Origin of the sequence: Mucilaginibacter sp. RCC_168, assembly GCF_041355315.1 — a bacterium.
Lineage (GTDB): Bacteria > Bacteroidota > Bacteroidia > Sphingobacteriales > Sphingobacteriaceae > Mucilaginibacter.
Genome location: NZ_JBFUPN010000005.1, coordinates 114,856 through 136,071 on the forward strand (window position 1 = coordinate 114,856; position 21,216 = coordinate 136,071).

The window sequence follows — 21,216 nt, forward strand, 5'->3', positions numbered from 1 at the left end:
CTTCAGTGCATAGGAAAAATCGTTTAATGGCCCTCAAAACGCCTTTAACTTTTGACTTAGAACTTTTATTTAAAAAAAGCCCTATGCCCAAAGATAATTCCATCAAATCCGTTCTCATTATTGGCTCCGGCCCCATTATTATCGGCCAGGCCTGCGAATTTGATTACGCCGGCTCACAAGCCGCCCTTTCCCTGAAAGACGAAGGTATTACCGTATCCATCATTAACAGTAACCCTGCCACCATCATGACAGATAAGGTTATTGCAGATCACGTGTACCTGCTGCCGCTTGAACCTGAAAGCATTGAAAAAATACTACAGGAACAGCAGATAGATGCAGTACTGCCTACTATGGGCGGCCAAACCGCGCTTAACCTTTGTATTAGTGTTGCCGAGCAGGGAATTTGGGAAAAATATGGCGTTAAAATTGTTGGTGTTGACCTGGCGGCTATTGAAAAAACGGAGAACCGCGAAGCTTTCCGCCAATTAATGGTTGATATTGGTGTGGGTGTTGCTACTTCAAAAATTGCCAACTCATTTTTAGAAGGTAAGGAAGCGGCACAGGGGATAGGTTTCCCATTGGTTATCCGTCCAAGCTATACGCTGGGTGGTAAAGGTGCCGGTTTTGTACATAAAAAAGAAGATTTTGACGCAGCTTTAAGTCGCGGCCTGCAAGCATCACCATCACATGAGGTTTTGGTAGAACAGGCTGTTATAGGCTGGAAAGAATACGAGCTGGAGCTGTTGCGTGATAACAATGATAACGTGATCATCATTTGCTCTATCGAAAACTTTGACCCGATGGGTATCCATACCGGCGACTCGATCACCGTGGCCCCGGCCATGACCCTGAGCGATCGCTGCTACCAGGAGATGCGCAACCAGGCTATCAAAATGATGCGTGCCATTGGTAACTTTGCAGGCGGCTGTAACGTACAGTTTTCGGTTAACCCGGCCGATGAATCTATCATCGCCATTGAAATTAACCCACGGGTTTCACGCTCATCAGCCCTGGCATCAAAAGCAACCGGTTACCCGATCGCTAAAATTGCAGCCAAACTGGCTATAGGTTATAACCTTGACGAAATTGAAAATCAGATCACCAAAACCACCTCAGCTTATTTTGAGCCAACGCTGGATTATGTGATCGTTAAAATACCTCGCTGGAACTTTGATAAATTTAAGGGCGCCAACCGTGAGTTGGGTCTGCAAATGAAATCGGTAGGCGAAGTGATGGGCATTGGCCGCAGCTTTATTGAAGCCTTGCAGAAAGCCTGCCAGAGTTTAGAGATCGGTCGTGCCGGTTTAGGTGCCGATGGCCGTCAGAGCCGCAATTTGGAAGAGATCATGCACAGCCTGGAGCATCCAAGCTGGGACAGACTTTTCCACGTATATGACGCATTAAGTCTCGGCGTTCCGATCGAATCTGTACGTAAAGTTACCAAAATTGATCGCTGGTTCCTGAACCAGATCCAGGATGTAGTAAACCTGGAAAACGAACTGCGAAGATATTCATTAACCAACATCCCCGAGGAGTTCCTGTATACCTTGAAACAAAAAGGTTTCTCAGACACTCAAATAGCGTATATATTGGGGAATGTAACCGAAGAGGATGTTTACCAGCGCCGCAAAGCGTTGGGCATTAACCGGGTTTACAAAATGGTTGATACCTGCGCTGCAGAATTCCCGGCCAAAACACCTTACTACTACTCTACTTATGAAGGCGAGAATGAATCTGTATCGTCTGATAAAAAGAAAATAATTGTATTAGGATCAGGTCCTAACCGGATAGGTCAGGGTATCGAATTTGATTACAGCTGTGTACACGGCCTGCTTGCCGCCAAAGAATCGGGCTTTGAAGCTATCATGGTTAACTGTAACCCTGAAACCGTTTCGACCGACTTTAACATGGCCGATAAGCTTTATTTTGAGCCGGTATATTGGGAGCATGTACGTGAGATCATCGAGCTGGAAAAACCTTATGGTGTAATTGTTCAGCTTGGCGGGCAAACAGCCTTAAAGATGGCCGAAAAAATGCACGAGCATGGCATCAGGATCATTGGTACATCATTTAATGATATGGACATCGCCGAAGATCGCGGTCGCTTCTCGGATCTGTTAAAAGAGCTTGAGATCCCTTACCCTAAATATGGTGTTGCCGAAAGCGCTGAAGAAGCACTTGAAGTAGCCCATCAGGTTGGGTACCCGGTATTGGTACGCCCAAGCTATGTATTAGGCGGCCAGGGTATGAGCATAGTGATCAACGATGAAGATTTGGAAAAAGCTGTTGTTAGCTTGCTGAAAAACCTTCCCGGAAATCGTGTACTGATCGACCACTTCCTTGACCGTGCTGCCGAAGCCGAAACTGACTCGATCAGTGACGGTGATGATGTACACATTATAGGTATGATGGAGCACATTGAACCTGCTGGTATCCACTCTGGCGATTCATTCTCCGTATTGCCACCGTTTGATCTGTCAGACAATGTGATAAGCCAGATGGAAGAATATACTATAAAAATAGCCAAGGCATTAAACGTACGCGGCCTGTTGAACATACAGTTCGCGATAAAAAATGATCAGGTATATGTGATCGAGGCTAATCCACGTGCCTCACGTACCGTACCATTCATTGCCAAAGCTTACGACGTACCCTACATCAATATTGCCGCCAAAATAATGCTTGGCGTTAACAAGCTTAAAGATTTCACCATTGAACGCAAACTTTGGGGCTATGCCATCAAAGAACCGGTATTCTCTTTTGATAAATTCCCTGAGGTGAACAAAGAATTAGGCCCCGAAATGAAATCGACCGGCGAGGCTATCCGTTTTATACCTAACCTTCAAGATCCTTATTTCAGGCATTTGTACAAAGAAAAATCAATGTACCTGAGCAAATAAAATAATTAAAACATTAGATTGCGCATGCAGTTTAATTACCGATAACATTTACCTGCAGCCCAGGCTGCAGGTAATATATTGTTGAACTAAGTTAGTATATATTGAAAGCTAATTCGAATAATACACAGGCATTCAACCTGAATAATGTTGATCCTGAGGAGATAGGTGATGTTCTTGTAAAAATTGAAAGATCCTTTAATATCCGTTTAGACGACACATCCTGCAAGGATGTAAAAACCTTCGGCAAGCTTTGTGATATTGTGGTAGAGAAGGTAAAACAAACCAATAACGACAGCTGTACCACTCAGCAGGCATTTTATAAAATACGCAATGCCATTAACTCCACCATTTCACCCCCAAAGGAGTTAATAAAACCCCAAACCAAACTGGCCGACATTTTTCCCAGGGATACCCGCTTACAAGTGATCACTGAGATTGAACGCGAAATGGGTTTCAAGATCAATCTTTTGCAGCCGAAACAGGGCATTGTAGGCACATTTATATTTGTGCTCGCAGCATCGGCAGTTGGTTTCTTTTATCAGCCTGCAATGGCTTTTATTGGTGCACTGATTGCTATAACCGGCTTAATGCTTGCGGGTAAATTTGGCAAGGAGCTTAAAGTAAAAACCCTGGGTGATCTGGCCGAGAAAGTGGCCCGCGAACATTATATCAAATGCCGTCGTGATGCCTCAACTGTTAATCGTAATGAAGTAGCCCAAAAGGTAAAAGAGCTCTTCACTTCCGACCTATACCTGGAACCATCGGTATTAACCCGCGACGCTAAGTTTTAATCAGCATTAAAAGATAATACTAAAAAAGGGTGCCACCCTGAGCTCTGTCGAAGGGTAGAGGGCAGAGGCCTGCTCACCATGCTTCGACGGAGCTCCATGACAGCCTTGTTGGAAATTCAAAATTCATTATTCGATATTATTCCGCTTAAGTTCTCCTCAGGGGCCTACCTATCTACCAGTAATCCTTTTACCTCAAAGGTTAGTTTCCTTTTAGTATCCGTTTTTACCTTATGCTGTTTTTTGTCAATAACAGTATCGCCGGCCAGATGTTGAAGATCGTCGGCTATAAATTGCTTTTGGGCCACACCTTCAATAATCACTGTACGCCCGGCTAAATTATCCGGGATGTTTATACTGTAATTTTTAAAATGCGCGGTTATCACTTTCCCTCTGCCGGCATCCAGCTCAAACCAACCACCTTTTCCGCGGATCACTCTGATCACCCGGCCTTCAATAGTGGTACTGATCCTGGTTTTTTTCCCCATAAAGGTTTCCAGCTTTGCGGCACTCATCATGGCCTGAGTATTTGGTTTATCGCCATAAACCATACCATGGGGCAGCGGAACATGCTGCTGTGCAAAAGCAACAGTTGAAAGTAAAAGAGCAATTGGAAATAGGAGAGATTTCATGGCTATTGTTTGTTGATTTGTAACAATTATATAGGCAAAATGTTATCCGCCCTGTTAATATTATCTTCTTCATACTATGCTCATTCTAAAATATCTATTTAGACATCACAAAGGCCATTTTTAGACTACAAAAAAGGATTTTAATGCCATTTGTTAATATATGTTAAAACCCCTGCAGCTGAATAATATGCAGCTATGCATAGAGTTAATAAAGTGCTTAATAAACATACTTATTACTTAATCTATTAACACACATGAACAAAACTTCAACTAAATCATTCTTTTTTGCTGCATATCTGTTAGCAATTTTTTTCACAGTTACCGGATGTAATAAAAGCACAAATACAACCGGCACCCCACCAACTCTGGTAACAATGGATGTAACTACTACCGCTACCGGAACAGGCGCATATAGCGGTGGATTAATTACAACCCCTTTAACCGAAACCCTGACAGGCATTGGCGTATGCTGGAGTGCAAGTAATCAAAACCCAACTACTGCCGACTCTAAAACCGCGGACACAGTTACCGTTGAGAGCTATGCCAGTAAGATAACCGGCTTAACTCCAAAAACAACGTATTATTTAAGGGCATATGCCATTAGCGCCTCCGGAACCTCCTATGGTAATACCATACAGTTTACCACCAGCGCAGACGTATCGACCTTAGGGGGTACGGTGAGCACGGTTGCCGGCAGTGCGACTACGGGGTTCGCCGATGGAACCGGTTCAAGTGCGGTATTTGACAGTCCGCAGGGCCTAACTATTGATGCCGCCGGTAATATTTACGTGACTGACTCCTTCAATAGTGCCATTCGAAAAGTTACACCATCTGGTGTAGTAACAACTGTGGCCGGCGACGGAAGCATAGGTTATATTGACGGCCCAATTGCCAGCGCTAAGTTTTATGCGCCGCAAAGCCTGGTGGCTGATGCTTCAGGGAATATTTATATAGCTGATTTTGGCAACAATATGATCCGTAAAATATCAGCAAACGACACAGTAAGCACCTTAGCCGGAAGCGGTGATGCCGGCTATGCCGATGGCACAGGGAATAAAGCTACGTTTAACAGTCCACGCGGTTTGGCGCTGGATGCTCAGGGTAATTTATATGTGGCCGATCAGGGTAATAATCTTATCCGTAAAGTTACGGCTGCAGGGGTTGTAACTACCATTGCAGGTAAAACGACAGCCGGTTACGTTGACAATGCTACAGCTACCACCGCACAGTTCAATCAGCCCAATGGCATTGCATTGGACGCACAGGGCAATATTTATGTTGCGGATCTGCAAAATTACGCCATTCGTAAAATAACAGCTGCGGGGGTGGTAACCACTGTTGTTGGCGGTCTTAAATTATCCGCACTGATTAGCAATCCAGGAGCGCTTACTTTTGATGCTAAAGGGAACTTGTTTATAAGCGATCAAAATGGCCGTGTATTAGAGCTTACAGCCAATAAGGTTTTACTTTCATTAGCCGGAAAAACCGCTACAGCAGGATTTGCAGATGGACAAGGTACAAGTGCTTTATTTAACGCCCCACAAGGCCTCGCAGCTGATGCCAGTGGTAATATCTGGATAGCCGACAGCAACAATAACCGTATACGTAAGCTTGTCCCTCCGTCAGGAATATAGAATTTTGGGATTATTGGATTTGGGGATTTTGGACAAGAGGGACTGAAAGACGAAGATCTATTATCCTTACATACTAATAAAGGACGAAAGAACAGGGATGGTATAAAATCCTTTATCTATTCGTCCTTTATCTTTTATCCAAATTCCTATAGTCCAAAAATTCTCTAAATTATCCAAAAAGCAGGCTAAATACCTCTTCTATGCTACTTACTATCTTTATGTCGATATCATAGCGCGACAGATCCATCCGCTTTTTATCCTGCCCTGCCGCTGGAAGATTATATTTGGATATAAATATCTGATTAAAGCCCAGTTTTTGCGCTTCGGCAATACGTTGTTCTACCCGGTTTACCGCCCTTATCTCGCCCGATAAACCCAGCTCACCCGCAAAGCAGGTTTTAAAAGGTATCGGCATATCCTCATGCGAAGATATAATGGCCGCCGCCAAACCCAGGTCAATGGCAGGGTCCTCAACCCTGATCCCCCCCGTAATATTTAAAAACACATCCTTGGCGCCTAATCTGAAACCACAGCGTTTTTCTAATACGGCCAACAACATGCTCATTCGTTTGGTATCAAAACCAGTGGCCGTACGTTGCGGTGTACCATAAGCCGATGTACTTACCAATGCCTGCGTTTCTATCAGCATAGGACGCATCCCCTCCAGTGTAGCTGATATGGTGATACCGCTTAAAGGTTCATCGCGTTGTGATAATAATATTTCTGAGGGGTTGGAAACCTCCCTTAAACCCTCACCCAGCATTTCATAAATTCCCAATTCCGAGGCAGAACCAAACCTGTTTTTTACCGTGCGTAATATGCGGTAAATATGGTGTCTGTCGCCTTCAAACTGCAAAACGGTATCAACCATATGTTCCAGTATTTTTGGCCCGGCAATCATACCATCTTTCGTAATATGTCCTATCAGGAATACAGGGGTTGAAGTCTCCTTGGCAAAGCGCAGCATCTCGGCAGTACACTCACGCACCTGTGACACGCTGCCGGGAGTTGACTCAATATGTGAGGAATGCAGCGTCTGTATAGAGTCTATCACTACCAGATCGGGCTCCAGGGCCTCTATCTGTTTAAAGATGTTTTGGGTAGAGGTTTCACAAAGTACATAACAAGCCCCTCCGCCTCCTGCAGGGGGAGTTTCTGAATTTATTACTATTGAACCATTCTCTTTAGCTCCCCCTTGAGGTGGCTGGGAAGGCAGGGAGATTAACCGCTCTGCCCGCATTTTGATCTGCCGCTCACTTTCCTCGCCCGATACATAAAGCACTTTCAGATCGGGCATATTGAGTGCCAGTTGCAACATCAGGGTTGATTTTCCTATTCCAGGCTCGCCACCAATAAGCACCAATGAACCCGCTACTATGCCTCCACCTAACACCCGGTTAAATTCCTTATCGGGTGTTTGCATACGGTATTCTTCGCTAAAAGTAATATCAGCCACCTGAACCGGCTTATTGGCGCGCTGTTGGGTATTCGATGTCACTTTCCAGGTAGGTACCGATGTGGTGGTACCTTTATCAATAATTTCTTCAACAAAAGTATTCCACTGCTGGCATGAGGGACATTTGCCCAGCCACTTAGCCGATTCAAAGCCACAGCTTTGACAGAAGTACGCGAACCTGGTTTTGGCCATATCTAAATCTGCATATTACAGATGTACAAATATGCAGATTTATATGCTAATTTGAGATATAATTACTAATTAAATTAGCATTTATTGCACTAAATATTATACCTTAAATGCAATTTTGCAAAAGTTTAATTAATTATCAGCAAAGCAACTATCAGGAAACATAAACCTATCTTTAACCGTATCACTGTCGTGTTTCATACTTGATCAGCGTGGAGGTAGATTCAAAACACAATTGGCGATCGCGTTTTATAACTATTGTAACTCACCTTTATGAATAAATTTTTATCCGTTATTATTGGATTTGTGCTATTCAGCTTTGCAGCAAAGGCGCAGGATACAGGGAACAGTATTGAAATAAGTGGTACTTCGGGCATCAAAATATTTACACCTGATAAAAATTATCTATCAGGCCCCCTGCTTGGCGGAGAACTGGCTTATCACTTTAATATGGCGGATAATAAAAGTGATTACATCCGGATACTAAACATCAAGAGTATCGATGCAGTATTTTCTTATCGCAACATGAGCCGTGTAATATTAAACCACGATCAGGCAACTAAAGGCATCATCGGCAATACCTATGCTGTACTGGGCCGTTTAGAGATCGGTTTGTTAAAGATAAATCGTACTGAATTACTATTTACCCCGGGTTTTGGCTTTTTGTATGCTACTGAAACCCATTCAACTAACAGCCAGAACGTTATTATAGGCAGTCATATCAATTTAGCCACTCAAGCTGGCCTCAAGATATTTACGCCTATAACCCAAACAACCGCTATACAGGCAGGGGTTGAGGTTTTTCATTACTCAAACGGCGCAACCAAGCTGCCCAATAATGGGATAAATGCGTTTGCTTATACACTGGGCCTTGTACAAAAAATAAACCAAAGTGGCCCGGTAAATGACAATGAACAACAAACTGAGAATAAGCATTTTTTTGAAATTGGCGCTAATGTTGGCAGCCGGGGGGCTATAAGTAATAACAAGGGACTTTATAAAACAGGGTTTTACATGGGTTATAATTATAAATTTAGCCCCGTATTAAGTATTAAACTGGGTACCGATGCCGTTTACTATAACACCATTTATGATAAAAAAACCAATACAGAACAAAGCTTCCTGAATACTTTTCAGTCTTACGGTACATCCTATGACCGCTGGAGGGTTGGTATTGCCATAGGCCCTGATCTGTGGTTGGGTAAACTGGGTCTGATGACCGGCTATGGTTATTACTTGCACTACAACAGCTACTACCCAACCAAAACATACTGGACCGCCGGTTTTAAATACTTTATAACTCCTTACCTGGCACTACAGGCTAAAGGCTATGTTCATGGCACCGAAGCCGATTATGTTGGGTATGGCTTACTATTCAGGATACATTAATGATATGGAGAGGCTCCATAAACTCCTATAAACAAAATATGCAGCTATTTTAATAGCTGCATACTTGAAATCTGCATAGCTGCAAATCAATCTCTTTACAGTTTTATTTCTTCGTCTTTTGACGAGAAGAAACGAAACTCTGTGATCTGGTAAGCAGGGTTGCTTTTAACCTTGATCCATTGACCGTATTTTACAAACCACTTCATCTGGCGGTTGTAAATGCCCTTTTTAATATAAGCTTCAATATATGGATGTACACATAGGGTAATGCCCTTTTCGTTTTGCTCATCCAATATATAATTGAAGTTATTTTCGATATCATCCATCAGCAAAATGGTTGGCCTGATGGTACCTGTACCGTTACAGGTTGGGCACACTTCGCTGGTAACAATATTCATTTCGGGCCTTACACGCTGGCGAGTAATTTGCACCAAACCAAATTTGCTTGGTGGTAAAATGGTATGCTTGGCCCTGTCGTACTGCATTTCGGCACGCAAATAGTCAAATAACTCCTTGCGGTTTTGCGGCTTGTGCATATCAATAAAATCGATCACCACAATGCCGCCCATATCGCGCAACCGTAGTTGGCGGGCAATTTCTTTAGCCGCTTCTTTATTTACCTGATAGGCATTCTCTTCCTGGTTTTCCTTATTGGCTGTACGGTTACCGCTGTTAACATCAATAACGTGCAATGCCTCTGTATGTTCAATTACCAGGTAAGCGCCACCAGCCAGGTTAACTGTTTTACCAAAAGCGCCCTTGATCTGTTTATCAACACCAAAATGCTCAAATATAGGTTCCTTATGCTTATGCATCCGGACTATACTTTCCATATCAGGTGATATTTCATGGATATATGACCGAATCTCTTCGAACATACCATTATCATTCACATAAATATGCTGAAAATCGGGGTTCAATATATCACGGAGGATAGTTGATGTACGTCCAATTTCGCCTAAAACCTTTTTTGATGGTTCAACAGACGGCAGCTTGGTGATGAATGATTCCCATTTAGATATCAGGTCAAGCAGGTCTTTTTGTAATTCATCAACCCCTTTGCCTTCAGATACTGTACGGATAATAACGCCAAAATGTTTTGGCTTAATGCTTTCAACAACCTTCCGTAAACGATTTCGCTCTGTATTGCTCTTTATTTTTTTGGAAATAGAGATAGCCTCCGAAAATGGTACTAATACCACATAACGGCCGGCTATTGAAAGATCAGAACTTAAACGTGGTCCTTTGGTTGATATTGGTTCCTTAGCTATTTGTACCGGTATAAGTTGGTTTTTTGATAATATCTCCGAGATCTTTCCTCCTTTATTGATATCACTTTCCAGCTTAAAGCCGTCCAAAAGCTTCGATTGGTATCCCCCGCTACGTACTTGTTTGGTTAATTTAAGCAGGCTTTGTACCTGCGGACCAAGATCAAGATAATGCAAAAAGGCATCCTTCTCGTAGCCAACGTCTACAAAGGCTGCATTTAAACTGGGCATAATCTTTTTGATACGCCCCAGGTAAATATCACCAACAGTATAATTGTTGCTGATCTGCTCTTTATGAAGTTCTACGAGTTGTTTGTCCTGTAATAATGCAATGGTAGCCCCATTTGGGGATGAATCGATAATTAATTCTTTTATCAACTGCTACTCCATTTCTTAAAACGGTAAAAACCGCATGTTAATAAGTGGGTAAAAAACACTACTAAAGTTACCTGCTTCATAAAAAAGCAGGTAAGCTGCTTTAAAAAAAGCAGCTTATTTCTTTTTATGTCTGTTTTTTCTTAAACGCTTTTTGCGTTTGTGGGTAGCCATTTTGTGTCTTTTACGTTTTTTACCGCTCGGCATAATAATAATTTTTAATGTGTGATTAATTCTTTAACTCCTTGATGTATTCATCAATGCGCTGCCCGAATACAGGATCGGGCATCATTTCTTTACATTTTTGGTAAGCGTCAATAGCTTCCTTTTTCATGCCCAGTTGTTTATAGCTTTCAGCCAGGTAAAATGTTGGCTCCAGCTCTTGTTTTTGGGCAATTAATGTTTTAAACCTTCCTACCGCTTTTTCGTACTGGCCCGATTTCATGGCAAACATTCCTAAATTCAGGTTTGCATTCCAGTTATTCGGATCCTTTTTTACTACCTCAAGCAATAAGGCTATACCTTGCATCGGGCTGGCGCCGCCATTTACATAGGCAACACCTAATCCTGTTTTACCCACAAGGCTTTCTGGTTTTAATTTAAGGGCACTTTGAAATGCTTCTACCGCATTTGCAACAAATGCAGGTTGCAACAAAGTATCTTGTGTAAGTTTGTAAGCATCGTTAAAACGATTACCTGCATTTAACCAATCCTCCAGCTTGTTTTCCTTACGGGCCAAAGCCTGGTAATAGAAAGCTGCCGGGGCCGGCTGGTTAACATCATCCCACTGACTGGCTAACTGCTGTTGCAATTTTTGCTCATCCGCGCCTGATGCGTTTTTTAATTGCCCTTCAAGGTCGTTTATCTTTGCTGTTAATGCCGCCCCAATTGCGGTTTTAGCAGTTGCAGATACCATATCAACTGTTACAGCAGTAGCCGCTTTGCGGTTTCCTGTCATTACACTTGTTTTATCTGGTTTAGCCTCTTTGGGTTTTATTAAACCTTTAACGGGTAAATAGTACAAATAGCCCATAATCACAACTACGGCTGCACTAATGGCTATTTGTTTCTTATTCATGCTTATAAATTATTTGCTGTTTTTGTTACCTGTTTTAACTTTTTCAACAAAAGTTTTTGCTGGTTTAAAGCTTGGCACAAAATGCTCTGGAATAATGATGGCAGTATTTTTTGAAATATTGCGAGCTGTTTTTTTCGCTCTTTTCTTTACAACAAAACTTCCGAATCCTCTTACATAAACGTTCTCGCCGCCAACCATTGAGCTTTTCACTACTTTAAAAAATGCCTCAACTGTTTCCTGCACGTCTACTTTCTCTATACCTGTCTTAGATGAGATTTCAGTTATAATTTCTGCCTTAGTCATATCTGATTTACTTTTATTTAATATATAAATACTTAACTGTTTTGGGGTTGCAAAAGTATCGCTTTATATTTTAAGAGCGAAATATTTAACAGTTTTTTTTTTGCAAGTATGCAAAACGGACAATATCGTTACAAATTGCAAGCTAAATCGTTAAGGAGCAAGGATTTTTAGAGTAAGGATAAGGGATTGGGGGAGCAAGGATTTCGGGAGCAAAGAACAAGGATCAAAGACATATTTCTTACCTTCCTCTAAGGTCTAAAAATACCTTATCCTAAAATCCTTACTCCAAAAATCCTTACTCTTTGCTCCTCACAAAAGTCCTTACTTTTGCAGCCATGAATTTTACTGACGAATTGGTACAATGGTATCTTCAAAATAAACGCGACCTCCCCTGGCGCAATACTACCGATGCTTATGTGATCTGGCTTTCGGAGATCATCCTGCAGCAAACACGGGTGGAACAAGGGCTGCCTTACTTTTATCGTTTTTTAGAAAGATTTCCAAACGTAAGTAGTTTTGCCACGGCTCATGAGGATGAGGTATTAAAACTATGGCAAGGCCTGGGCTACTATTCCCGAGGCCGTAACATGCTTAAAACGGCCAAACTGGTGCAAGAGCAATACCAGGGCAAATTTCCCCAGCGTTATGATGAGCTCATTAAATTAAAAGGAATAGGCGAATACACTGCCGCGGCTATTGCCTCATTTTCGGCAAACGAAGCCAAAGCTGTTGTTGATGGCAATGTTTACCGGGTACTTGCCCGTTATTTTGGCATTGCTGAACCGATCAATTCAACCGGAGGTAAAAAAACATTCCAGGAGCTTGCCAATAATTTAATTAATAAGAAAACTCCAGGATTACATAATCAGGCCATGATGGAGTTTGGCGCCATGCTATGCAAGCCCAAAAACCCGGCTTGCGGTATTTGTCCGGTACACTTGAATTGCGTGGCTTTTACAACTAATGTCACCACTGCCTTACCTGTTAAATTAAAAACGGTAAAAGTGCGCGAACGCTTTTTTAATTACTTTTTAGTAACCGATGGCAACTCCATATTAATGAACAAAAGGGCCGATAAAGACATCTGGGCCAATTTATACGACCTTCCGATGGTGGAAACCATTTCACTTTTACCGCTCCCTGAACTGATGGATCATCCCGCGGTAAAAGAGTTTTTTGGCAATGACATCAAAATATCTGGAGATATTATACCGGTACAAAAGCACATACTTACCCATCAGCGCCTGAATATCAGGGTCATTAAAGTACAATCAAAGCCCATTAAATTAGAACTCAACTGGTTTTACGCTACAGTTGAAAACCTGCCAAATTTAGCTCTTCCAAAACCCATAGTTATATTAATAAAATATATTTTTAATTTATAAAATAATTTTCGTTATTTTATGGCATGTCAGGAATTAATAAAGTAATACTTGTAGGTCATTTAGGTAAAGATCCAGAAGTACGAATTTTAGAAGGCGGAGTATCCGTAACCAGTTTCCCTTTAGCTACTTCTGAAACCTTTAACAAAGACGGCCGCAAAGTTGAACAAACCGAATGGCATAATATTGTAATGTGGCGTGGCCTGGCCGATATGGCTGCCAAATTTTTACAAAAAGGTAAATTAGTTTATATTGAAGGCAAACTACGTACCCGCTCCTTTGAAGATAAAGAGGGTATTAGAAAATACACCACCGAAGTAGTGGCCGAAAACTTCACTATGCTTGGCCGCAAAAGTGATTTTGAAGGTGAAAACAGATCAAGCTTTAAACCAGAAGATCAGCTCAATTACCTGGATAACCCAACAAATGGTGATCAATCCTATTGATATCTGTACTGCCTGCAAAATGCCCGCTGAAATTACCAGCAGACATTTTTATAGTATGATTACATCACTGTAGCCTATAATAAAATGGTGGCACATAATTGGCAGTGCAAAGTTCATTAATACCACATTGATGATTTAAAATAAGCTTATTGCCACCGGTAACAGCTATATCGTAATCTATAGTTTTTAAGCCCTCAATAGCTTTAAGATCATCAATAGGAGCAGGGTTACCATCTTTACTCAGATAACTCAATATATCATAAAGCACTAATTTGGCACCGGTACGCTTGTATTTACCCGTTTCCCGGGCAAGTATACCCAGATCTTTTTTGGTGACGGTATCGATACCATACAATGTATGTTCATAAGACTGATCGCTTTTGAATTCGTAGGCGGATTTCTGCGTTGACAAGGGAATAATTGTCTGCCATTTTCCTATCAGGTTGTCGTTATTAGCTGCGTCTTTTTTACAAGCAGAGAACATAAACAACAACGCCAATATCAATGGGGTAAAAGCTGCGTTAAGATTGGCTATTTTTTTCATAAAACAGGATTTTGATAAGTATAACAACCTTTACGCCCCCTTAAACTATAATGATACAGTCATAACAAAAAACTCTCTGCACCGTGTCACAGGCGCAGAGAGTAAACTCAAAATTTTGCTGATACATTTACCTATCTGCCACCCGGCGGGCAGTGCTCTTTTAAATACCTGGTGAACAGTGTTCTTAAATGTTGTCCCGTACCCTCACCTTCAGAAATACTGTGTGTGCGATTGGGATACGACATCAATTCAAACTGGCGGTTATACTTTACCAACTCATTGATCAGCTCTTCGGCATTTTTATAGTGCACATTGTCATCGCCGGTACCGTGAATGTACAGCAGGTTGCCCCGTAGATTTTTGGCATACGTAACCGGCGATCCTTTGATAAATGCCGCACGGCCTTCATCATCAACGGGTACACCCATATAGCGTTCCTGGTAAATATTATCGTAAGTCAGCTGGTCCCCAACAGCAGCTACAGCTATACCCGTTTTATAAATATCCGGGTACTGGAACATCAGGTTAAGGGTTGATGAACCCCCACCACTCCAGCCATGAACAGCTATGCGGGTTGAATCAACAAATGGCCATTTTAAGATCTCCTTTGCCGCCATAGCCTGATCGCGGATGTTCACGATGCCTATATTTTTATAGATAGCCTTGCGCCAGGCTGTACCCTTTGGAGCCGGTGCGCCACGCCCTTCAACCGACATGTAGATGTACCCGTCATCGGCCATACTGCCTACATAAAGTCTATTATTGCCAGCGCCCCAGGTATCAGTAACCGTTTGCGAAGCCGGTTCGCCATACACCATAAATACCACCGGATATTTTTTATGCAGATCAAAATTGGTGGGTTTTTTCATCCAGCCATCCATTTCAATACCGTCAACCGTTTTAACCTTAAAAAACTCGGTCCTGTTCTTGGCATTTTTATCCAGTGTTATAGTGCTGCCACCGATATGCTTATGCTCGGGCAGGCTCACTACCTCGCTTACAGGCGGTGTATAACTATTGGAGAAATTATGCAGGGCAACCTTGCCGTTTGGCGATATATCATAACCGTGCGTACCCGGTTCATCGGCCGGTGAAACCCGCTCAGGTTTTGCTGCACCGGCAATTTTAATGCGATACAGATACTTCTGCGTAGCATTATCTGGCGAAGCCATAAAGTAAATATAACCGGAGGCTTCATCAATCAGGTTTATGCTGATCACATCGTAATCCCCTTTGGTTACCAGTGTTTCTTTACCTTCGCGGGTTACGCGGTAAATATGTTTCCAGCCATCTTTTTCGCTAACCCATAAAAACTCTTTGCCTTTATTTACCCATTCCCAACCCATGGGGTCACCATTGTTCCAGCGTTCTTTGCCATCAATCCAGGCATTGCTTTTTTCTTCACGGATCAGGCGGGCAGTACCATTTGATACGTTGCCAATAAATACCCGGCTTTCGGTTTGTGCCCTGTTCAGTTGCTCCAGGATAATTTCGTTGGAGTTCAATGTCCATTCCATACGTGGTATATAATGCTGTACGGCATCACCAGGGGTATTTATCCAATTAGTTTTACCGGTAGTAATATCCACAACGCCTACTTTGCATGAACTGGGATCCTGGCCGGCAACAGGGTATTCTACAGGTACCACGTAAGGGTATATAGAGTCGGTAGTATTCAGCATCAGGTAGCTTTTTATTTTGGTAGCATCTATCTGCCAATAGGCTATCGATTTGCTGTCTGTCGACCAGCGAAAACCATCGCGACAGCCAAATTCTTCTTCATAAGCCCAGTCGAACGTTCCGTTGATTAACCTGGTACTACCATCTGTAGTTAATTGCTTAACCGAGTCATCTGTCAGACCCTCCACATAAATATTATGCCCGCTTACATAGGCGGCCTTATTACCATCTGGCGAAAACTTGGCAAACATTAGCGACGATTCCGGCAGGTTTTTACCCAGTTGCCATAATTTTTTGGTATTGGTATCATATACCCAATAGTCGCCCCGGGTATCATAACGCCACACTTTTTTGGTATTGGTATTGATCAATAATTTTTGGCCATCGGCTGATACCGAAAACCTTTTTACGCTCAACGGGGCCTGCCCCTGCGGGGTAAGCATATTCTTACTTATCCACAAGGTTTTTTTGCTGGTATCGCGGGTATCCAGGATCCGGATACCATCACCGGTAATTTTGTAATACTGGTAACCATCCTTTGTCCAATGGGTTGGCAGCCGTTGCGCTTTTGCTGTGTACCCGCCCAAAATGAGCAATACAGCGGTAAGGAATAATGATCCCAAACGAAAAAATTTCATATACTGCGTGTTTTAATGAAGATTGCGGCGTTATTTTATAATTAAGTAAAGCCGCTGTAAATTTTGCATTAAATTAGCACAAATCAAGCACGTAAATTATCCAGTGTAATGAAAAAAATATTGCTATCTTTTGTTATTTGTTTCTCTCTTTTTACAACCGTTCAGGCCCAGCATACCGATCGTTCCAAGTTTATCAGGGACAGTCTTGACCTGTATATCAGCCGGGCTTTAACCAACTGGCGTGTACCCGGAATTGCGGTTTGTATTATAAAGGATAACAAAATAGTACTGGTGAAGGGCTATGGTATTAAAGAACTAGGGCTGCCAAATACCGTTGATATCAACACCCTGTTTATGATAGGCAGCAATACCAAAGCCTTTACCGCCACCGCTTTGGCTATGCTTCAGGCTAACAATAAATTATCCCTTGATGAAAAAGTAACCAAATATATTCCTGAGTTTAAACTGGAGAATAAATTTGCCGGCCAGGAAGCTACCGTGCGCGATCTGCTATGCCACCGGCTTGGTTTCCAGACCTTTCAGGGCGACTTCACTTTTTACAACACCAATCTTACCCGCCAGCAGGTGATCCAAAAATTGGGCGAACTTAAGGCTGTCTACCCTTTCCGTACCAAATGGGGTTATACCAACGCCGCTTTTTTAACAGCCGGCGAGATTATTCCCAGGGTAACTACCAAACCATGGGAGGTATACCTTAAGGAGGCCATTTTTGCCCCCCTGGGTATGACTAATACTCTGGCATTAACTAAAGATCTGCCTAAATCGCTCAACCGTACTGTACCACATACCCTAACCGACGGCAGGCTTGCCCCTATACCTTATTGCCAGTTGGACGGACTTGCCCCAGCCGGCGCCATCAGTTCATCGGCCAGCGACATGGGCAAGTGGGTAATGGCTTTACTAAACAATGGCAAAGTAGGCAACCGCCAAATTATACCCCAAGCAGCCATTATGGCCACCCGCGAACCGCAGGATATAGTAGGCAGCGAATACCATCTAAACGGCGAAAACAATTTTGAGCTATACGGACTGGGCTGGTTTATACAGGATTATTTAAACCACCGCCTGATTATGCACGAGGGTGGCGTAAACGGCTATTTATCATCAGTTACCCTTTCGCCGCAGGACAACCTGGGTATTGTGATACTCACCAATACCGATCAAAACCTGCTTTATGAGGCCCTGCGCTGGGAAATTCTGGATGCCTTTTTTGGCAGGCCCTATCATAATTACAGTGATGCTTACCTGAAAAATTATAAGGCACACACCACTTCCGAACAGCAAACTGAGCGCAAACTACGTGATACTGTGGCGCTTGCCTTGAAACCAGCATTACCATCAGCTTCCTACTTGGGCAAGTATACCAACAGCTTTTATGGCAGCATGACCGTAACCCAGGGCGAAAACAGCGACCTGGAAATGCGTTTTGAACATCATCCCACTATGTTTGCCAAATTGCAACCGCTGGGCGGCAACCGTTTCTTTGTAACTTTTTCTGATCCGGTTATGGGTAAGGCTATTTTTCCGTTCAATGTACAAAATGGCAGAGTTACCGGTGTAAAAGTTAAGGTAGCCGACTTTGTAGAACGCGGCGCTTATGATTTTAAAAAGGAGTAGCGAGTTGTGCATACTGAGTTTTGAGTGGCGCCAAAACTAATCGTCAAACACCCCTCAAAAAACTTTTTAAACCTTAAATTTTAACATTTTTCTGCCCGAAAACTGGCTAAAACAAGCTCAAAAACCGTTGAAAAAACCTCGTTTTAACACTTTTTAACAAATTCCAACTCGTTTTTGAGCAGTTTTGAAAACTTTAAAAAGTATTAAATAATTGATTGTCAAATAACCTATATATCAAACAGTTAGTTTTTTGGCTTTTTATTTCCGTAAACAAAGCGGCCCGGTTCTCTTTTTTACAAAGAACCGGGCCGTTTTGTTATATACAAATATAACGAAATAATCAGATAGATAGAACCGCTGTTATCATTAATAATAACTTCGGACCCGGCTAATTGGGCACAAAATCCCATTCCTGTTTTGGGATATTTTTTGATTGCTAAAAGTTTTGTAAGATGCTAAAACTTCAAATTAGCTTTAAGCCATTGCTGTACATCTTCCTGCATGGTAATTTCGGGAGGTAACTGGTCATGTATCAGTTTTTCCATTTTGTTACCGGTATTGGCAAAGCGGTAATCCCAAAGTATCATTAATTTATTGATCAGGTAAACTACCTCATTGCCCTCATCCTTAGTAAACGGCGTAGTGTCCGGTTTACCGTTTACCCGTGGATCGTTTTGATTATAAACACTCCATTTGTAATCGGTATAATGTAAATTTCTTCTTGAAAAAAGGATCATGAGTTCGGTATTTGTTTAAATATACGTATAATAGTTCAGATGCGGTTTAAAATCATCAAACGGCCAACTCATCCTGTCGTCTGCAATGTGGCTATCAACTAACAAACCACCACTCCATTTTTCACCGATTAATTTGTAATTTCAGCCCAGTATAATACTGATCTTCATGAAAAAAATATTTCTATTTACCGTTGCTGCTTTATTGAGCACTGCCGCTATAGCGCAGGATAAAATAAAACCTATTTATTATTCCATATCATTCCCCAATGCCGCCCATCATGAGGCAGAAGTGGTGATGACCATTCCACAGGCGCCTATGAGTTTACGTTTCCGGATGAGTCGCTCATCGGCAGGGCGTTATGCCACGCATGAGTTTGGTAAAAACATCTATAATGTTAAAGTAACCGCTATTGATGGTACAGAAATTCCTTTTACGCAAATAGAGGGCGACCTGTATGAAGTGGGTACCCATCCGGACAATATCAAAATAAGTTATACCCTGTTTGGCAACTGGACCGATGGCACTTATGCCAGTATTGATCCCAGTCATGCCCACTTGAACATGCCTGCCGCTTTTATGTGGGTGCTGGGCCAGGAAAAAAGACCTGTCAAATTTGAGTTTAATGACCTGGATAAATATGGCTGGAAGGTATCTACACAATTAAAACCCGAAGGCGCCAATGTGTACAGCGCGCCAAACCTGCAATACATGATGGATAGCCCTACCGAGCTGGCCAATTCCAAGGTAACCAGTTGGGATGTGACCAATACCGACGGCAAAAAAGAAAAAATAAATGTAAGTATCCATTCTGATGACGACCAGGCCACGGTGGATAATTTCGGCAAAATGGTTCAAAAGCTGGTACTGGAAGAAAAAGCCGTTTTTGGCGAACTGCCTGCTTATGATTACGGCGAATATACTTTCCTGACAGATGTTTACCCAACCGACTCGGGAGATGGTATGGAACACCGCAACTCCACCTGCATTGTTGATCCATTGAATAAAGTTGCCGGTAATGAGAACGACCTGCTGGGCATATTCTCTCACGAGTATTTCCATAGCTGGAATGTAAAACGCATCCGTCCAAAATCGTTAGAACCCTTTAATTTCGAGCATGCAAACATGAGCAGCGAGCTTTGGTTTGCCGAGGGCTTTACCCAGTATTATGGCGAGCTGCTGCTTGTCCGCTCGGGGTTTACGCCTCTTGATGATTATACCCGCACGCTGGCCGGCCTGGTTAACCAGATCCTGAATACACCGGGTGCTGCCAAATATCCGGCAACGCAAATGAGCCGTTACTCGGTATTTGCCGATGCCGGGGTATCTATCGACCCAAACAACAATATCAACGATTTTACCAGCTATTATACCTATGGGGGCGCCATAGCGCTGGCGCTGGATATGCGCCTGCGTGGCGAATTTAACCTTACGCTTGACGATTATATGCGCCAGGTTTGGTTAAGCCGCGGCAAGGTCATGAAACCATATACCATTCCCGATCTGCAGGCCGATTTGGCAAAGGCGACCAACAACCCTAAGTTTGCCGCCGATTTCTTTAAACGCTACATTTACGGTACCGACAAAAACAATTATGAGGAACTATTGAATAAAGCCGGACTGGTACTGCGTAAAATGCAGCCCGGCAAAGCATGGGCAGGCTCACTGGCTACCAATGCCGGTCGCGGCCGTTCGGGTCAGCAGCGTGCTGCCGGTGCCGAGGGATTACCTATCCTGTCGAGCACCATTATAGGTACACCGGTTTACAAAGCGGGTTTAGATGCAGGTGATATTATACTGAAAGCCGACGGCCAAACCATTACCGATCCAAAATCATTCTCGGATGTACTGGCCGGCAAAAAACCAGGCGACAAAATAACTGTGAACTATAAGAACCGTACCGGAGCACATGAAACCACCATTACGTTGGAAGAAAGCCCGTACTTTGAAGTGGTTACTTATGAAAAAGCCGGAAAACAACTGAGTAAAGAACAGGAGACTTTCCGTAATAATTGGTTACAATCAAAGGTTAAATAAGAACCTTGGCGCAAGCCCTCTCCAAAGAAGAGGGGCTTAAAATAAACTGTATAAAAGGGAGGGTGTCACCCTGAGCTCCGTCGAAGGGTTGAGCGCAGAGACCA

16 protein-coding genes are annotated in these 21,216 nt (G+C 42.7%); 8 read left to right on the forward strand and 8 right to left on the reverse strand.

The features are described from left to right. Positions 1 to 83: 83 nt before the first annotated feature. Together carB and AB6735_RS05840 are read left to right on the forward strand one after the other, a co-directional pair. Complete coding sequence (gene carB / locus AB6735_RS05835) at positions 84 to 2,900, forward strand: carbamoyl-phosphate synthase large subunit (protein ID WP_370994917.1); 2,817 nt, start codon at positions 84 to 86, stop codon at positions 2,898 to 2,900. Positions 2,901 to 3,001: 101 nt separating this feature from the next. Continuing rightward, positions 3,002 to 3,691 carry a hypothetical protein gene (locus tag AB6735_RS05840; protein ID WP_370994918.1) on the forward strand — a complete coding sequence of 230 codons (690 nt, stop codon included), beginning with the start codon at positions 3,002 to 3,004 and terminating at the stop codon, positions 3,689 to 3,691. A gap of 164 nt (positions 3,692 to 3,855) precedes the next feature. Here AB6735_RS05840 and AB6735_RS05845 read toward each other — a convergent pair whose 3' ends face one another. Further along, the gene (locus tag AB6735_RS05845) at positions 3,856 to 4,320 is read right to left on the reverse strand and encodes a DUF4920 domain-containing protein (protein ID WP_370994919.1); all 465 of its coding nucleotides are present in this window, start codon (positions 4,318 to 4,320) and stop codon (positions 3,856 to 3,858) included. Between the two features lie 254 nt (positions 4,321 to 4,574). Between AB6735_RS05845 and AB6735_RS05850 the strand changes: the two genes are divergently transcribed. Then, positions 4,575 to 5,954 carry an NHL repeat-containing protein gene (locus AB6735_RS05850; protein WP_370994920.1) on the forward strand — a complete coding sequence of 460 codons (1,380 nt, stop codon included), beginning with the start codon at positions 4,575 to 4,577 and terminating at the stop codon, positions 5,952 to 5,954. A gap of 169 nt (positions 5,955 to 6,123) precedes the next feature. On the opposite strand, the gene radA is transcribed toward AB6735_RS05850, so the two are convergent. Further along, positions 6,124 to 7,602, reverse strand: coding sequence for a DNA repair protein RadA (gene radA / locus AB6735_RS05855; protein WP_370994921.1), 1,479 nt, complete (start codon positions 7,600 to 7,602; stop codon positions 6,124 to 6,126). Positions 7,603 to 7,872: 270 nt separating this feature from the next. Between radA and AB6735_RS05860 the strand changes: the two genes are divergently transcribed. Next, entirely contained in the window at positions 7,873 to 8,988 is a 1,116-nt protein-coding gene (locus AB6735_RS05860; protein WP_370994922.1) for an acyloxyacyl hydrolase, read from the forward strand. A gap of 95 nt (positions 8,989 to 9,083) precedes the next feature. Here AB6735_RS05860 and AB6735_RS05865 read toward each other — a convergent pair whose 3' ends face one another. The 3 genes from AB6735_RS05865 to AB6735_RS05875 form a co-directional block, all read right to left on the reverse strand. Then, a complete protein-coding gene (locus AB6735_RS05865; protein ID WP_370994923.1) occupies positions 9,084 to 10,634 on the reverse strand; it encodes a ribonuclease E/G in 1,551 nt (516 codons plus the stop codon). A gap of 226 nt (positions 10,635 to 10,860) precedes the next feature. Continuing rightward, the gene (locus tag AB6735_RS05870) at positions 10,861 to 11,709 is read right to left on the reverse strand and encodes a tetratricopeptide repeat protein (protein WP_370994924.1); all 849 of its coding nucleotides are present in this window, start codon (positions 11,707 to 11,709) and stop codon (positions 10,861 to 10,863) included. A 9-nt stretch (positions 11,710 to 11,718) separates the two neighbouring features. After that, a complete protein-coding gene (locus tag AB6735_RS05875; protein ID WP_090470293.1) occupies positions 11,719 to 12,012 on the reverse strand; it encodes an HU family DNA-binding protein in 294 nt (97 codons plus the stop codon). Between the two features lie 335 nt (positions 12,013 to 12,347). On the opposite strand from AB6735_RS05875, the gene mutY reads away from it, so the two are divergent. Both mutY and AB6735_RS05885 read left to right on the forward strand, forming a co-directional pair. After that, on the forward strand, positions 12,348 to 13,397 hold the full coding sequence (gene mutY / locus AB6735_RS05880; RefSeq protein WP_370994925.1) for an A/G-specific adenine glycosylase: 1,050 nt from the start codon (positions 12,348 to 12,350) through the stop codon (positions 13,395 to 13,397). Between the two features lie 23 nt (positions 13,398 to 13,420). After that, on the forward strand, positions 13,421 to 13,840 hold the full coding sequence (locus AB6735_RS05885; protein ID WP_370994926.1) for a single-stranded DNA-binding protein: 420 nt from the start codon (positions 13,421 to 13,423) through the stop codon (positions 13,838 to 13,840). A gap of 64 nt (positions 13,841 to 13,904) precedes the next feature. Here the strand turns inward: AB6735_RS05885 and AB6735_RS05890 are convergent, their stop codons facing one another. Both AB6735_RS05890 and AB6735_RS05895 read right to left on the reverse strand, forming a co-directional pair. Beyond that, positions 13,905 to 14,384, reverse strand: coding sequence for a hypothetical protein (locus AB6735_RS05890; RefSeq protein ID WP_370994927.1), 480 nt, complete (start codon positions 14,382 to 14,384; stop codon positions 13,905 to 13,907). A 131-nt stretch (positions 14,385 to 14,515) separates the two neighbouring features. Then, entirely contained in the window at positions 14,516 to 16,702 is a 2,187-nt protein-coding gene (locus tag AB6735_RS05895; protein ID WP_370994928.1) for a S9 family peptidase, read from the reverse strand. 108 nt (positions 16,703 to 16,810) lie between these two features. Between AB6735_RS05895 and AB6735_RS05900 the strand changes: the two genes are divergently transcribed. Next, positions 16,811 to 18,340: a serine hydrolase gene (locus AB6735_RS05900; RefSeq protein ID WP_370994929.1), complete on the forward strand. Its 1,530-nt coding sequence runs from the start codon at positions 16,811 to 16,813 to the stop codon at positions 18,338 to 18,340. Positions 18,341 to 18,795: 455 nt separating this feature from the next. Here the strand turns inward: AB6735_RS05900 and AB6735_RS05905 are convergent, their stop codons facing one another. Then, positions 18,796 to 19,077 (reverse strand): hypothetical protein, encoded by a 282-nt coding sequence (locus AB6735_RS05905; RefSeq protein WP_370994930.1) that lies wholly within the window; start codon positions 19,075 to 19,077, stop codon positions 18,796 to 18,798. 166 nt (positions 19,078 to 19,243) lie between these two features. On the opposite strand from AB6735_RS05905, the gene AB6735_RS05910 reads away from it, so the two are divergent. After that, positions 19,244 to 21,112: a M61 family metallopeptidase gene (locus AB6735_RS05910; protein WP_370994931.1), complete on the forward strand. Its 1,869-nt coding sequence runs from the start codon at positions 19,244 to 19,246 to the stop codon at positions 21,110 to 21,112. Positions 21,113 to 21,216 lie beyond the last annotated feature (104 nt).

Bases quoted from the DNA above. Each gene is read 5' to 3' on its own strand.
- carB (WP_370994917.1), top strand. From the start codon at position 84: ATGCCCAAAGATAATTCCATCAAATCCGTTCTCATTATTGGCTCCGGC.
- AB6735_RS05845 (WP_370994919.1), bottom strand. From the start codon at position 4,320: ATGAAATCTCTCCTATTTCCAATTGCTCTTTTACTTTCAACTGTTGCT.
- AB6735_RS05850 (WP_370994920.1), top strand. From the start codon at position 4,575: ATGAACAAAACTTCAACTAAATCATTCTTTTTTGCTGCATATCTGTTA.
- radA (WP_370994921.1), bottom strand. From the start codon at position 7,602: ATGGCCAAAACCAGGTTCGCGTACTTCTGTCAAAGCTGTGGCTTTGAA.
- AB6735_RS05860 (WP_370994922.1), top strand. From the start codon at position 7,873: ATGAATAAATTTTTATCCGTTATTATTGGATTTGTGCTATTCAGCTTT.
- AB6735_RS05870 (WP_370994924.1), bottom strand. From the start codon at position 11,709: ATGAATAAGAAACAAATAGCCATTAGTGCAGCCGTAGTTGTGATTATG.
- AB6735_RS05875 (WP_090470293.1), bottom strand. From the start codon at position 12,012: ATGACTAAGGCAGAAATTATAACTGAAATCTCATCTAAGACAGGTATA.
- mutY (WP_370994925.1), top strand. From the start codon at position 12,348: ATGAATTTTACTGACGAATTGGTACAATGGTATCTTCAAAATAAACGC.
- AB6735_RS05885 (WP_370994926.1), top strand. From the start codon at position 13,421: ATGTCAGGAATTAATAAAGTAATACTTGTAGGTCATTTAGGTAAAGAT.
- AB6735_RS05890 (WP_370994927.1), bottom strand. From the start codon at position 14,384: ATGAAAAAAATAGCCAATCTTAACGCAGCTTTTACCCCATTGATATTG.
- AB6735_RS05895 (WP_370994928.1), bottom strand. From the start codon at position 16,702: ATGAAATTTTTTCGTTTGGGATCATTATTCCTTACCGCTGTATTGCTC.
- AB6735_RS05900 (WP_370994929.1), top strand. From the start codon at position 16,811: ATGAAAAAAATATTGCTATCTTTTGTTATTTGTTTCTCTCTTTTTACA.
- AB6735_RS05905 (WP_370994930.1), bottom strand. From the start codon at position 19,077: ATGATCCTTTTTTCAAGAAGAAATTTACATTATACCGATTACAAATGG.
- AB6735_RS05910 (WP_370994931.1), top strand. From the start codon at position 19,244: ATGAAAAAAATATTTCTATTTACCGTTGCTGCTTTATTGAGCACTGCC.